The 13,561-nt window shown below is 55.6% G+C and carries 11 protein-coding genes; 6 read left to right on the top strand and 5 right to left on the bottom strand.

Annotation, left to right across the window (positions count from 1 at the left end; translation table 11 throughout):
- Positions 1-2: 2 nt before the first annotated feature.
- Genes nusA through infB form a run of 3 tightly spaced genes read left to right on the top strand, consistent with a single transcriptional unit; the run spans position 3 to position 4,792 of the window.
- Entirely contained in the window at positions 3-1,634 is a 1,632-nt protein-coding gene (gene nusA, locus ROA7450_RS06515) for a transcription termination factor NusA (protein ID WP_085804881.1), read from the top strand.
- A 24-nt stretch (positions 1,635-1,658) separates the two neighbouring features.
- Complete coding sequence (locus ROA7450_RS06510) at positions 1,659-2,291, top strand: RNA-binding protein (RefSeq protein ID WP_085804880.1); 633 nt, start codon at positions 1,659-1,661, stop codon at positions 2,289-2,291.
- Positions 2,288-4,792, top strand: coding sequence for a translation initiation factor IF-2 (infB, locus tag ROA7450_RS06505; protein ID WP_085804879.1), 2,505 nt, complete (start codon positions 2,288-2,290; stop codon positions 4,790-4,792). Before ROA7450_RS06510 ends, infB begins: the two co-directional genes overlap by 4 nt.
- Before the next feature lie 78 nt (positions 4,793-4,870).
- Here the strand turns inward: infB and ROA7450_RS21410 are convergent, their stop codons facing one another.
- The 4 genes from ROA7450_RS21410 to ROA7450_RS06490 form a co-directional block, all read right to left on the bottom strand.
- Positions 4,871-5,005, bottom strand: coding sequence for a hypothetical protein (locus ROA7450_RS21410; RefSeq protein WP_268808448.1), 135 nt, complete (start codon positions 5,003-5,005; stop codon positions 4,871-4,873).
- Between the two features lie 181 nt (positions 5,006-5,186).
- Positions 5,187-5,585, bottom strand: coding sequence for an 8-oxo-dGTP diphosphatase MutT (gene mutT, locus ROA7450_RS06500; RefSeq protein ID WP_085804878.1), 399 nt, complete (start codon positions 5,583-5,585; stop codon positions 5,187-5,189).
- Positions 5,582-6,811 carry a bifunctional glutamate N-acetyltransferase/amino-acid acetyltransferase ArgJ gene (argJ, locus tag ROA7450_RS06495; protein WP_085804877.1) on the bottom strand — a complete coding sequence of 410 codons (1,230 nt, stop codon included), beginning with the start codon at positions 6,809-6,811 and terminating at the stop codon, positions 5,582-5,584. The genes mutT and argJ overlap by 4 nt, the downstream gene beginning before the upstream one ends.
- Before the next feature lie 3 nt (positions 6,812-6,814).
- Complete coding sequence (locus ROA7450_RS06490) at positions 6,815-7,675, bottom strand: peptidylprolyl isomerase (protein WP_085804876.1); 861 nt, start codon at positions 7,673-7,675, stop codon at positions 6,815-6,817.
- A gap of 191 nt (positions 7,676-7,866) precedes the next feature.
- On the opposite strand from ROA7450_RS06490, the gene secA reads away from it, so the two are divergent.
- The 3 genes from secA to ROA7450_RS06475 all read left to right on the top strand — a co-directional run bounded on the left by secA (position 7,867) and on the right by ROA7450_RS06475 (position 12,747).
- On the top strand, positions 7,867-10,560 hold the full coding sequence (gene secA, locus ROA7450_RS06485) for a preprotein translocase subunit SecA (RefSeq protein ID WP_085804875.1): 2,694 nt from the start codon (positions 7,867-7,869) through the stop codon (positions 10,558-10,560).
- Between the two features lie 67 nt (positions 10,561-10,627).
- Complete coding sequence (locus ROA7450_RS06480; RefSeq protein WP_143534381.1) at positions 10,628-11,047, top strand: hypothetical protein; 420 nt, start codon at positions 10,628-10,630, stop codon at positions 11,045-11,047.
- Positions 11,048-11,187: 140 nt separating this feature from the next.
- Entirely contained in the window at positions 11,188-12,747 is a 1,560-nt protein-coding gene (locus tag ROA7450_RS06475) for a substrate-binding domain-containing protein (protein WP_085804873.1), read from the top strand.
- On the opposite strand, the gene radC is transcribed toward ROA7450_RS06475, so the two are convergent.
- Positions 12,744-13,511 carry a RadC family protein gene (radC, locus tag ROA7450_RS06470; RefSeq protein WP_085804872.1) on the bottom strand — a complete coding sequence of 256 codons (768 nt, stop codon included), beginning with the start codon at positions 13,509-13,511 and terminating at the stop codon, positions 12,744-12,746. The two genes, ROA7450_RS06475 and radC, sit on opposite strands and share 4 nt — an antisense overlap.
- Positions 13,512-13,561 lie beyond the last annotated feature (50 nt).

Here is a 13,561-nt window from a genome sequence, read left to right as displayed (position 1 = left end):
TTATGGCAATTACATCTGCAAACCAGCTGGAGCTGCTACAAACCGCAGAAGCGGTCGCACGTGAAAAGATGATCGACCCCGGTCTGGTGGTCGAAGCGATGGAAGAATCGCTCGCCCGTGCCGCGAAGAGCCGCTACGGCGCTGAGATGGACATCCGCGTCAGTATTGACCGTAAGACCGGCCGCGCGACGTTCACTCGTGTGCGCACAGTGGTTGAGGACGAAGAGCTTGAAAACTATCAGGCCGAGTTCACGGTTGAGCAGGCACGTCAGTATCTGGAAGACCCTAAAGTAGGCGATCAGTTCATCGAAGAAGTGCCGCCAGTGGACATGGGCCGGATTGCCGCCCAAAGCGCCAAGCAGGTGATCTTGCAGAAGGTTCGCGAAGCGGAACGTGATCGTCAGTTCGAAGAATTCAAAGACCGCGCTGGCACCATCATCAACGGTGTTGTCAAACGTGAAGAGTATGGCAACGTCATCGTCGATGTGGGTCGTGGCGAAGCGATCCTGCGCCGCAACGAGAAGATCGGCCGCGAGAGCTATCGCCCGAATGACCGAATTCGTTGCTTCATCAAAGATGTGCGTCGCGAAAACCGTGGGCCACAGATCTTCCTGAGCCGGACCGCACCTGAATTCATGGCTGCGCTGTTCAAGATGGAAGTGCCTGAGATTTATGATGGTATCATCGAGATCAAAGCCGTAGCCCGTGATCCGGGCTCGCGCGCCAAGATTGCCGTAATTTCCTATGATGGCTCAATCGATCCTGTCGGGGCTTGCGTTGGTATGCGTGGTAGCCGTGTTCAGGCCGTTGTGAACGAGCTGCAGGGCGAGAAAATCGATATTATTCCATGGAATGATGATCAGCCGACGTTCCTTGTGAATGCACTGCAACCTGCAGAAGTGTCCAAGGTTGTTCTGGATGAAGAAGCTGAGCGCATCGAAGTCGTTGTTCCCGAAGAGCAGCTGAGCCTTGCCATCGGCCGCCGTGGTCAAAACGTGCGTCTGGCCAGCCAGCTGACCAATCTGGACATCGACATCATGACCGAGGCCGAAGATTCTGCGCGCCGTCAGAAAGAATTCGAAGAGCGCACCCGTCTGTTCATGGCGGCACTGGATCTGGACGAGTTTTTTGCTCAATTGCTGGTCTCCGAAGGCTTCACCAACCTTGAAGAGGTTGCTTATGTCGAGCTGGATGAACTGCTGGTGATTGATGGTGTTGACGAAGGCACTGCGAACGAGCTGCAGGCCCGTGCGCGTGATGTTTTGGAAGAGCAGGCACGCAAAGCGGTTGAAGCTGCCCGTGCGCTGGGCGCCGAGGACAGCCTGTTCGCCTTTGAGGGTCTGACTCCGCGTATGGTGCAGGCACTAGCCGAAGATGGTGTGAAGTCGCTGGAAGATTTTGCAACCTGTGCCGACTGGGAACTGGCCGGTGGTTGGACCACAGTTGACGGCGAACGCATCAAAGATGACGGACTTTTGGAACCCTATGATATCTCGCTGGATGAGGCGCGGGATATGGTGATGACTGCACGAATCATGTTGGGCTGGGTTGATCCCGCCGATCTGGAGCAAGACGAGAGCGAAGGTGAAGAGCTTGAGCTGTCTGAGGAGACTTCAGAGGAGGCCGAGGCCTGATTTTTCAGGCCTCGAGGTCAACACATGGGGCGCGGTGGGCAACCCAAAGATCGGCAAGACGGTCCCGAACGCAAGTGCATTGCCACGGGCGAAGTTCAACCTAAATATGGGTTGATCCGTTTTGCTGTGGGGCCGGAGAATCAAATCTTTCCGGACCTGATGGAAAAACTGCCCGGACGAGGTGTTTGGGTGGCGGCGGATCGATCCGCACTTGAATTGGCTGTAAAGAAGGGGCTTTTTTCCCGTGCAGCCAAGCAAGCGGTGACCGTGCCTGAGGATCTGGTGCAGCAGGTCGAGGAACAGTTGGCGCGGCGGGTGGTCGATCTGATTAGCTTGGCGCGCAAAGGCGGCAGAGCGGTTTCTGGCTATGAAAAGGTCAAAACCTCTTTGGATAAGGAAGAGGCCCTGATTTTGATTCAGGCCAGCGATGGTTCAGAGCGGGGCAAATCGAAATTGAGCACGCCCCATCGTGGTTATTATATTGGTTGGCTGACGGCGGATGAACTTGGCCGGGCCTTTGGGCGACAAACAACAATTCACGCGACACTGGGCGCTGGTGGTTTGGCGCAACGTGTTGTAGAGGATGCGGCAAGGCTAAAAGGCCTACGTGTCTTGGACGGTGACGCGGTACACCGGAAAGGAAAGAAGACGAGATGAGCGACAACGACGGTAAAAAGACATTGGGTGTGCGTGGTGGTCCCCGGGCCGGGAATGTGAAGCAGAGCTTCAGCCATGGCCGGACCAAAAACGTCGTGGTGGAAACGAAGCGTAAGCGGGTCGTTAAGCCGGGCGCCAAACCGGGTGCGGCATCCACGAGCATCGGCACAGGTGTGCGTGCAGGGGCGGGTGGATCAAGTAAACGCCCAGCCGGGATTTCTGACGCGGAGATGGAGCGCCGGTTGAAGGCACTTCAGGCTGCGAAAGCACGTGAAGCTGAAGAGACCGAGCGTCGGGCAACCGAAGAACGCCAGCGTGAAGAAGAGCGTAAGCGCCGCCGCGAAGAAGCGGAAACAAAAGAACGCGAACAACGTGAAGCTGAAGAGCGTGTTCGGGCAAAAGAAGAAGATGAGCGCAAGCGTCTTGAAGCAGAAGCGGCTGAAAAAGCTGCAGTTGCTGAGGCCGCTGCTGCCAAGCCTGAAACGTCTGCTCCGGTAAACCGGACTGGCGGAGCTCCAAAACCGGCCGCCACCGCACCGCGAAAGCAAGATAAAGAACGCGACCAAAACCGTGGCCGAGGTAAGGGCCGTGGTGATGATGCGCGCCGTTCCGGCAAGCTGACGCTGAATCAGGCGCTGACTGGTGGCGAAGGCGGACGTCAGAAATCAATGGCTGCGATGAAGCGTAAGCAGGAGCGTGCCCGGCAAAAAGCCATGGGTGGCGTTGAGGCCCGCGAAAAGGTTGTGCGGGAAGTGCAGTTGCCAGAAACCATCGTTGTGTCAGAACTGGCCAACCGGATGGCGGAACGTGTTGGTGATGTTGTCAAAGCTTTGATGCAAAACGACATGATGGTTACACAAAACCAATCGATCGATGCGGATACCGCAGAACTGATCATCGATGAGTTCGGTCACAAGGTTGTCCGGGTATCTGATGCTGATGTCGAAGACGTCATTGATCAAGTTGATGACAAAGATGAAGATCTGGTTGCCCGTCCTCCGGTCATTACGATCATGGGTCACGTTGACCACGGTAAAACATCGCTTCTGGATGCGATTCGCAAAACCAAGGTTGTCGCGGGTGAAGCCGGCGGGATCACTCAACACATTGGTGCCTATCAGATCACCACGGACGGCGGCGCGGTTCTGAGCTTCCTTGACACGCCTGGTCACGCGGCCTTTACCAGCATGCGGGCCCGTGGTGCGCAGGTAACGGACATTGTAGTTCTGGTTGTGGCTGCGGACGATTCGGTCATGCCGCAAACCGTTGAAGCGATCAATCACGCCAAAGCGGCTGGGGTTCCGATGATCGTGGCGATCAACAAGATCGATCGTCCGGCAGCGAACCCTGATCAAGTGCGGGCAGAATTGCTACAGCACGAGGTGATTGTTGAAAAGATGTCCGGTGAAGTGCAGGACGTTGAAGTTTCAGCAATTACTGGCCAAGGTCTGGATGAACTGCTGGAAGCGATTGCGCTGCAAGCGGAAATTCTGGAACTCAAAGCCAACCCGAACCGGGCGGCGGAGGGCGCGGTGATCGAAGCCCAACTTGATGTTGGCCGTGGTCCGGTTGCCACCGTTCTGGTGCAACGCGGTACGCTGAAGCAAGGCGATATCTTCGTTGTGGGTGAGCAACACGGTAAAGTGCGTGCGCTGATCAACGATGCTGGTGAACGTGTGAAAGAGGCTGGTCCTTCGGTTCCGGTTGAGGTTCTGGGTCTGAATGGCACACCAGAAGCGGGTGACGTTCTGAACGTTGTCGATACTGATGCGCAAGCACGTGAAATTGCGTCCTACCGTGAGCAGGTCAGCAAGGAGAAACGCGCCGCTGTTGGTGCTGGTACATCGCTGGAGCAGCTTTTGGCGCAGGCCAAGGCGGACGAAAATGTCAGTGAGCTGCCAATCTTGATGAAAGCCGACGTGCAAGGCAGTGCCGAAGCCATCGTTCAGGCGATGGAAAAAATCGGTAATGACGAAGTGCGCGTTCGGGTTCTGCACTCTGGCGTCGGCGCAATCACCGAATCCGACATCGGTCTGGCCGAAGCGTCAGGCGCACCGGTTCTGGGCTTTAACGTCCGGGCGAATGCTTCGGCACGTAACACGGCCAACCAAAAGGGTGTGGAGATCCGCTATTACTCAGTCATCTACGATCTGGTGGATGATGTGAAAGCGGCGGCTTCGGGTCTGCTGGGTGCAGAAATCCGCGAGCATTTCATTGGCTACGCGAAGATCAAAGAGGTCTTCAAGGTCACTGGCATCGGCAAGGTTGCTGGCTGTCTGGTCACCGAAGGTGTGGCCCGTCGTTCGGCAGGTGTACGTCTACTGCGCGATGACGTTGTGATCCACGAAGGCACGCTGAAAACTCTGAAGCGCTTCAAAGACGAAGTGCCAGAGGTACAGTCCGGTCAGGAATGCGGTATGGCGTTTGAAAACTATGACGACATTCGTGAGAATGATGTGATCGAGATCTTTGAACGAGAGGAAGTCACGCGCACGCTGTGAGGCCGTTCAAACTATAGAATGCGAAAAGGGCAGCGAAAGCTGCCCTTTTTTCGTTAGAAGCCTTGAAGTTACGGTGGTTCAGGCCGCTTTCGAAATCGGTGTTCCCTGAAATACGTGATCGCCGACGCGAACCTGCATCATGCCGTTTGGCAGCATACCGAGGAAGATCCCCTGCACGGAAACACAGCTTCCAAGTTTGATTGTGCGCAACATCTTATAAGCCCCCGACAGAAGGTGCGAAATGAGTGGTAGGAATACTGGGAAAAAGTCAAACAGGTACTTGTGGGCCTGAATATAGTGCGTTGCAGGCGCGTCGCATAGAAAAACTATTCTTTGTGAAACAATATGTTGGGAATGTAGAGCCTAATATGCCTTTTAGTGCTGGGTGTAAAATTTAAGTCCAATCTCGCAATACGGGAATCAACGGAATATCCGCTGGCGGCATCGGATAGCTGGAGAGATCCTTGGAGCGCACCCATTTGAGGGCCTGATTTTCGCGGCCTGTTGGGATGCCCTCCCACTTGCGGCAGGCGAATACCGGCATCAGAAGATGGAAGTCTTCGTAGCTGTGGCTGGCAAAGGTTAATGGGGCGAGGCAACTGGCCCAAGTGTTGATACCCAGCTCTTCCTGCAACTCGCGGATCAAGGCGTTTTCCGGAGTTTCGTCCGGTTCAACTTTGCCGCCGGGAAACTCCCAAAGGCCGGCCATGGATTTCCCTTCGGGCCTTTGGGTGAGCAGGATGCGACCGTCAACATCGATCAACGCGACGGCAGAAACAAGGACTACCTTCATGAGCGATAGTCGGCGTTGATTTCGATGTAGCCGTGGGTCAAATCACAGGTCCAAACCTTGGCTTTGCCACCGCCAAGCCCTAGATCGACGCGGATCTGAAGGTTTTGGCCTTTCATATAGGCCGCAGCTTCATCTTCATTGTAGTCTGGATCGACCCAACCGTTGCGCGCGACCGAGATATCGCCAAACGAAATCGACAGCGTGTCTCGATCCGCAGGTGCGCCGGACTTGCCGATGGCCATCACGACGCGGCCCCAGTTGGGATCTTCGCCTGCGACGGCTGTTTTAATCAGTGGAGAATTCGCAATCGCCATCGCATGCGTTTTGGCGTCAGCGTCGCTGGTGGCCCCGGTGACGGCAATCTCGACAAACTTAGTCGCACCTTCGCCGTCCCGCACGACCTGATGTGCCAGATCCAGCATCACCCTGCGCAGCGCTTCCATGAAGCCAACGCTGTTCTCAGTGATTTCAACACCCGACGCCCCGGTGGCAGCGGCCAGCAGCGTGTCGGAGGTCGAGGTGTCACTGTCGACGGTGATGCAGTTGAAGGTGGTGTCATTCAGGGCCGAGACCATGGATTGCAGGACCGAGGTTTCGACCTTGGCGTCGGTGAAGATGTAGACCAGCATGGTGGCCATGTCCGGCGCGATCATGCCCGAGCCTTTGGCGATGCCTGCGATCTGCACAGATGCGCCATCAACTTCGACCGTCGCACTGGAGCCCTTGGGGAAAGTGTCAGTAGTCATGATCGCCTGCGCGGCTTGGTCAATCGCACCTTCTGAAAGCGCGCCTGACAGATCCGCAAGCTTGTTGCGAATGCGGTCGTGCGGCAGGGATTCCCCGATGACACCGGTCGAAGAGGTGAAAACACGCGCCTCGGGCAGGTTCAGCGTTTTAGCAACGGCGTTGGTGATGGCCTGCACTGCCTCTGCTCCATTACGCCCGGTAAAGGCGTTGGCATTGCCCGAGTTGACCAAAATGGCCGCGCCCTGATTGCTATGGCCTGAGATTTTAGACTGGCAATCAAGCACAGCAGCCGAGCGTGTGGCGGATTGGGTGAACACCCCTGCAACGGCGGAACCGGGAGCCAGTTCGGCCAGCATGACGTCCTGACGACCCTGATACCGAACGCCAGCCTCGATGGTCGCGAAACGCACGCCGTTGATGACGGGAAGTTCAGGAAAATTTGCGGGTGCCAGTGGCGAAAGAGGAGGGGTGCCGCCCATTGTTTAGTTCTCCAACAGATCGAAGTTGTTGACCACGGAGGGATCAAGCTCAGTTGTGTCCGCGCGGGTTACGTCCGCTTTGCTTTCCAGCTCGGTCAGATAAGCTTCTAATGCGAGGGTGCGCAACTCTTCTTCGATGGCAGGGGCCACTTCCTCGAGTTTTGGAGGCTCAACTTCGCGGGTTTCCTTGAGCAGGATCACATGCCAGCCGAAGTCAGTTTTGATGGGAGCGACGGTATATGAGCCAACGTCCAAAGCAGTGACGCCATTAAAGAAGGGTTCGACCATCGCGCCAGCGCCGAACCAGCCCAATTCGCCGCCGGATTTGCCGGAAGGGCCGATGGACTTTTCCTGAGCCAGTGCAGCGAAGTCGGCACCACCGTCAAGTTCAGCGATAATCGCTTTGGCCTCGTCTTCCTGTTCAACAAGAATATGTGCGGCGTTGTATTCCTCTGCCTTCGGGCCGGATTGGTAGCGTTCGTTATAAACCGCTTCAACTTCTGCAGGGGCAATCGGGGCCAACAGGACGTCGCGGCTGTTTTGGTTGGCGATCATGCCGCGGCGTTCGTTTTCGATCAGAAGGTTGATCAATTTGGAAGGCTCTGCATCAACGGACTGCATTAACAGGGTTTGTTGGATCAGCTGTTCCAGCAGGCCATCAAACAGGATTTTGCTGTCGACCTGATCGTATTGCTGCGGCAGAGTTGAGCGTTGCGCGATAACGTGACCCAATGTGATCTTCACGCCGTTGACCTCGGCCAGAACCTGATCGACGTCAGTGCTTTCCTGTGCAGCTGCTGGAAAGGCCAAAAAACCTGCGGCCACAAGTGAAAAGACCGGGTGGAGAGGGCGAGAAAATAGCATGAAAATGTCCCTTTATGGATACGTCTTGGGTTGGGCGCAGGCGCGCGGCGTTGACACTCTACCGGCGGCCCCTTACATCGCCTTATGACCAAGCGGGACTACTGGCTTTCGCCCTGATACTTATGGGTGGAATGCGGATGAGGCAAGCAGATGTCCGGCACAAAAAGATAATAGGCCAGAACGGATAAAATATGCTGGGTTTAGGAACTGTCGCTAAGAAGATTTTTGGCACCCCCAATGACCGCAAAGTCAAAGCGACGCGCCCGCTGGTGCAAAAGATCAACGCGCTGGAGCCCGAATTTGAGGCCCTGTCTGACGAAGGCCTGCTTGAAAAGACTTCAGATTTCAAAAAACGCTATGAGGCCGGCGAGACGCTGGAACAGCTTTTGCCGGAGGCTTTTGCCAACTGCCGCGAAGCGGCCCGCCGCGCATTGGGCCTGCGCGCCTTTGATGTGCAGTTGATGGGTGGGATTTTCCTGCATCAGGGCAATATTTCCGAGATGAAGACGGGTGAGGGTAAAACGCTTGTGGCGACCTTCCCGTCATATCTGAATGCGCTAACGGGTCGCGGCGTGCATATTGTGACCGTCAACGATTATTTGGCGCGTCGTGACGCGGAATGGATGAGCAAGGTTTACACGGCTCTGGGGATGACCACCGGGGTGGTGTACCCGCAGCAGCCTGATGCTGAGAAGAAAGAGGCTTATGCCTCGGATGTGACTTATGCCACCAACAATGAGTTGGGCTTTGATTATCTGCGCGATAATATGAAATCGTCGCTCGAAGAGATGAACCAGCGGGACCACCACTTTGCTGTGGTGGACGAAGTCGACTCGATCCTTATTGACGAAGCCCGTACGCCACTGATCGTTTCCGGACCAGCGCAGGATCGCAGCGAGCTATACACCGCGATCGACAAGCTGATCCCTGAGCTGGCGGAAGAGCACTACAAGCTGGACGAAAAATCCCGCAATGTGACCTTTACTGATGAGGGCAACGAGTTTCTGGAAGAGCTACTGCAACAGCACGGCCTGCTAGAGGGCGAACAGTCTCTCTATGACCCGGAAAGCACCACGATTGTGCACCACGTCAACCAAGGCCTGCGGGCGCACAAGCTGTTTGCGCGCGACAAAGAATATATCGTGCGTGATGGCAATGTTGTGCTGATTGACGAGTTCACCGGCCGGATGATGTCGGGGCGGCGTCTTTCGGATGGTTTGCACCAAGCGATTGAAGCTAAGGAAGGCTGCGACATTCAGCCCGAAAACGTGACCTTGGCTCAGGTGACTTTCCAGAACTATTTTCGCCTGTATGACAAACTGGCCGGGATGACCGGCACAGCGGCGACCGAGGCCGAGGAATTTGGCGAGATATACAATCTCGGTGTGGTCGAGGTCCCAACCAACAAGCCGATTGCGCGGATCGATAAAGACGATGCGATCTATAAGTCGCAAGAAGAGAAATACAAAGCGATCCTGGAAGAAATTCGCAAGGCGCATCAGAAGGGCCAGCCGATTCTTGTTGGTACAACCTCGATTGAAAAGTCCGAGCAATTGAGCCAGTTGCTGACGCAAGCGGATGTGACGCACAACGTACTGAATGCACGCCAGCACGAGCAGGAAGCCCAGATTGTCGCGGATGCGGGTAAGCTGAATGCCGTGACCATCGCAACCAACATGGCTGGCCGCGGGACCGATATTAAGCTGGGCGGCAATGTCGAGTTCAAGATTATGGAGGCGATCGAGGCCGACCCCGATGGAGATCATCAGGCGATCCGTGATCGGATCGAAGCGGAGCATGAAGCCGCGGAAAAATCGGTCATGGAGGCTGGTGGCCTGTTCGTTCTGGCAACAGAGCGCCACGAATCTCGCCGGATCGACAACCAACTGCGTGGCCGTTCAGGTCGTCAGGGAGACCCCGGGCGTTCGGCGTTTTTCCTGAGCCTTGATGACGACCTGATGCGTATTTTTGGTTCAGAGCGACTTGAGAAAGTTCTTTCAACCCTGGGAATGAAAGAAGGCGAGGCGATCATTCACCCGTGGGTGAACAAATCGCTGGAGCGCGCGCAGGCCAAGGTCGAGGGCCGCAACTTTGACATCCGCAAACAGTTGTTGAAGTTCGACGACGTGATGAACGAGCAGCGCAAAGTGATATTTAAGCAGCGTCTGGACATCATGAAGGCCGAGGATCTGTCTAACGTCGCGCAGGAAATGCGCCATGAGGTTATTGGTGATCTGGTTGATACCTATATGCCGCCTAAAACCTATGCGGATCAATGGGATACCGAAAGTCTGCACAATGCGGTGATCGAACAGTTGACGCTTGACGCACCGGTCGGCGAATGGGCTGACGAAGAAGGTGTGGACGACGAAGACATCATCGAGCGCCTGGAAAACGCTGCGGACGAAATGATGGCGCAAAAGGCGACGCAGTTCGGACCGGAAAACATGCGCATGATCGAAAAACAGATTTTGTTGCAGACCATCGATACCAAATGGCGTGAACATTTGCTGACGCTTGAACACCTGCGCAGTGTTGTCGGGTTTCGGGGCTATGCGCAGCGGGACCCGCTGAACGAATACAAAAACGAATCCTTTCAGTTGTTCGAGACTATGCTGGACAGTCTCCGGCATGAGGTGACGCAGAAGCTGTCGCAAGTGCGTCCGATCTCGGAAGATGAGCAACAGGCGATGATGCAACAACTGGTTCAGCAGCAACAGGCGATCGCTGACGACGCGAATTCTGAGCCAGTCGAGCCTGAAGGCGAAGTCGTTGATGGGTTTATCGAGGATGATCCATCAACCTGGGGCAACCCAAGCCGAAATGACCCTTGCCCCTGTGGTTCGGGCAAGAAGTTCAAGCATTGCCATGGGCGGTTAGCATAAAAAGCGTTGGCGGCCTGATCTAATTGCTGCCCTGATGTTGCCACACCATCGCCACGATTGTGAATCAATGTCCCAAAGCCTTGGGGGTGAAGGGTTTGGGACAATGATTCTGGGCGAATCATACACTTTTAGAAGTGCTAAAGTTGTGGCAACTCTGCTTTGTGCCTTTGGTTTAGGGCACATAATGCAAAATGATTCACATGATCCTTCACATGAACCGGAAATGCATGATCATTATTCGAAAATCAAAAATTTCGTGCATACGACTTTTAGCTCCCATGAACATGCCCACGACACAGAAACTTACGCACTTATGAGCGTGGTACAGACGGCAGGCGAGAAAAATCAGGCTGCTGACAGGCAGGAGCGTCTTAGCCCATATGCCCAAGTGATCCATACCAGAGATATTTCATCTGACATGCCGATCATAGAGTTCCCAAGCGAAGTGCCATCCCCGCAGTTTGATCTGATGGCTCTGTCAATGTGAGACGTCCGTAGGCACCTGAATCGTTTCACCGATGCCTCACCTGTGTGATGTTTGTCGCAGGGCGTTATAAGGGTGTTGAATATTACTGCCAATCACCCGAAAACTGCGCGCAAGATCGTTTAAGCACCAGGAGTTAACACATGAAGTGGGCACGCGCGGCGAAATTCGCGGCACTTTTTGTTTTTGGAGGTGCTATCGTCGCTGACGCGCAGGATGTCAGCCTGACCTCTCAGGACGGAAAGATTGAGATCACCGGTGATTTGCTGGGGTTCGACGGTGAATTTTACCGTGTTGATACCATCTACGGAGAGCTGACCGTTGATGGATCTGGCGTGGTGTGCTCTGGTCCGGGATGCCCCGATCTGGAAAACTATGTGGCGCGCCTTTCCTTTTCAGGGGCGCCGGTGGTTGGTCGGGTTTTAATGCCAGCCCTGCTTGAAGCCTATGCCTCGCGCAATGACCTTGAGCTCATGCGTGACGATCTGGTGGGGGGGCAAACTCTTTATGGTCTGAGCGCGAAAGAAGATAACCGCTTGCTGGCGGAATTTACCTTTCACCTGACCAATACCGATGAAGGCTTTGCCGATCTTCTTGCCAACGAGGCTGACGTTGTCATGGCCGCTCGCGAAGTACGTCCGCAAGAGAGAGATCGCGCGCGTGAACGCGGCCTTGGGGACCTGAAAGGTCAGGGGCGCAGCCGCGTAATCGCTTTGGACGCGCTGGTGCCGGTGGTCGCACCGGAAAACCCGGTGCAAGATTTGACGCCAACGCAGTTGTCGCGTGTGCTAGCTGGCGAGATCACCAACTGGCAAGATTTGGGTGGTGTGGACGCGCCGATTGACCTGCATATTCGAGATAGTGAATCAGGGCTTGGTCAGGCGACGTTTGATCAGCTTTTAGTACCAGTGGCTCAGGATCTGCGCGCAGAAATCTACCGCCATGCCAACAATCAATCTCTTGCTGAGGCGGTTGCAGCAGGGTCATTCGCATTGGGGATCACGAGTCGTTCGGAACTGGGAGACAGTCAGGAACTGGGGCTGAGCGGGGAATGCGGCTTTTCGATGAAAGCCTCGCGGACGGCTATGAAAACCGAGGATTACCCGCTGACTGCGCCACTGTTTTTGTATTTCCCGGCACGACGCCTGCCCAAGGTCGGGCGGGAGTTTGTGAACTTCCTGAGCGAACCCTCGGCGCAGTTGATCATTCGGCGGGCGGGGTTCGTGGATCAAAGTCCCGAAGAGATTGCGATCAATGCGCAAGGTGACAGATTTGCCAATGCCATTGCGCGGGCGGGGAGCGAAGTGAGCCTGAAGGAACTACAGCGAATGGTTGATGTACTGACGCCACTGAAACGGCTGAGCACGACTTTTCGGTTCGAAGCTGGGTCCAGCCGGTTGGATGCGCAATCGCGCTCGAATGTGTTGCAATTGGCACATGCGATGGAAGCAGGTCGTTACGATGCGCGGCGTCTGGTCTTTGTCGGGTTTAGTGATGGGGACGGTGGCGCAGCGGCGAACCGAAGCATTGCTATGCGCCGGGCGACGGCGGTCCGGCAGGCAGTGTTGAGTGCGGCTGAGACCGCAGACCTGAAGAATATTGAGTTGGAGACGGAAGCCTTTGGAGAGGCGCTCCCAATGGCCTGTGACAACAGTTCTTGGGGGCGGCAGATCAATCGGCGGGTTGAGGTCTGGGTGCGTTAAAGTAGGCCCTCTGCACGAAAGCTAAGTTCGCAAGATTTTCCGATGATGATGTGATCATGCAGCGTGATGTTCAGGGCTTCGGCTGCTGCTCTGATCTGTTGTGTCATGGCGAGATCTGCGTCTGATGGTGTGGGGTCACCAGAGGGGTGGTTGTGAACCAGAATAAGCGCGCTGGCATTGAGGTGGAGGGCGCGCTTGACCACCTCGCGCGGGTAGACCGGGACGTGATCGACGGTGCCGCTGGCTTGTTCCTCGTCCCCGATCAAGGTGTTCTTGCGATCCAAATAGAAGACCCGGAACTGTTCGGTGTCGCGGTGGGCCATGGTCGTTTGGCAGTATTCCAACAGTGCATTCCAAGACGACAATACATGGCGGCGCAGGATTTTTCCGCGCGACAGGCGATGGGCGGCAGCCTCGATGATTTTCAACTCGCAAATAACGGCGTCGCCGACGCCCGGTACCTCGGACAGTTGTTCGATCGGGGCCGAGATGACGTTGGAGAACTGTTCAAACTGGTCGATCAAAGCACGCGCCAAGGGTTTGACGTCGCGGCGGGGGATGGCGCGGAACAGGACAAGTTCCAGTAGTTCATAGTCCGGCATGGCCTGCGCCCCACCGGACAGGAACCGTTCGCGCAGACGTTTGCGGTGATCGCGGATGTAGGAGGGAAACCGCCCTGAGGGAGGGCGTTCCGTAACCACCGCCTCGTCGGCATCAAACAGAGGCAAAAGCGGAGTGTCTGAGAAGGCGTGTGTCTGTGCCATATCGCGAGTATTGCGCAGAGTTGGTTAGGAAATGGTTAAACATCAACTGG

The organism is Roseovarius albus, from assembly GCF_900172335.1.
Lineage (GTDB): Bacteria > Pseudomonadota > Alphaproteobacteria > Rhodobacterales > Rhodobacteraceae > Roseovarius > Roseovarius albus.
This window is presented reverse-complemented; position numbering and strand designations above follow the sequence as displayed.

Excerpts from the sequence above, each read along its gene's own strand:
- nusA (WP_085804881.1), top strand. The coding sequence starts at position 3 with ATGGCAATTACATCTGCAAACCAGCTGGAGCTGCTACAAACCGCAGAA.
- ROA7450_RS06510 (WP_085804880.1), top strand. The coding sequence starts at position 1,659 with ATGGGGCGCGGTGGGCAACCCAAAGATCGGCAAGACGGTCCCGAACGC.
- infB (WP_085804879.1), top strand. The coding sequence starts at position 2,288 with ATGAGCGACAACGACGGTAAAAAGACATTGGGTGTGCGTGGTGGTCCC.
- ROA7450_RS21410 (WP_268808448.1), bottom strand. The coding sequence starts at position 5,005 with ATGTTGCGCACAATCAAACTTGGAAGCTGTGTTTCCGTGCAGGGGATC.
- mutT (WP_085804878.1), bottom strand. The coding sequence starts at position 5,585 with ATGAAGGTAGTCCTTGTTTCTGCCGTCGCGTTGATCGATGTTGACGGT.
- argJ (WP_085804877.1), bottom strand. The coding sequence starts at position 6,811 with ATGGGCGGCACCCCTCCTCTTTCGCCACTGGCACCCGCAAATTTTCCT.
- ROA7450_RS06490 (WP_085804876.1), bottom strand. The coding sequence starts at position 7,675 with ATGCTATTTTCTCGCCCTCTCCACCCGGTCTTTTCACTTGTGGCCGCA.
- secA (WP_085804875.1), top strand. The coding sequence starts at position 7,867 with ATGCTGGGTTTAGGAACTGTCGCTAAGAAGATTTTTGGCACCCCCAAT.
- ROA7450_RS06480 (WP_143534381.1), top strand. The coding sequence starts at position 10,628 with ATGTCCCAAAGCCTTGGGGGTGAAGGGTTTGGGACAATGATTCTGGGC.
- ROA7450_RS06475 (WP_085804873.1), top strand. The coding sequence starts at position 11,188 with ATGAAGTGGGCACGCGCGGCGAAATTCGCGGCACTTTTTGTTTTTGGA.
- radC (WP_085804872.1), bottom strand. The coding sequence starts at position 13,511 with ATGGCACAGACACACGCCTTCTCAGACACTCCGCTTTTGCCTCTGTTT.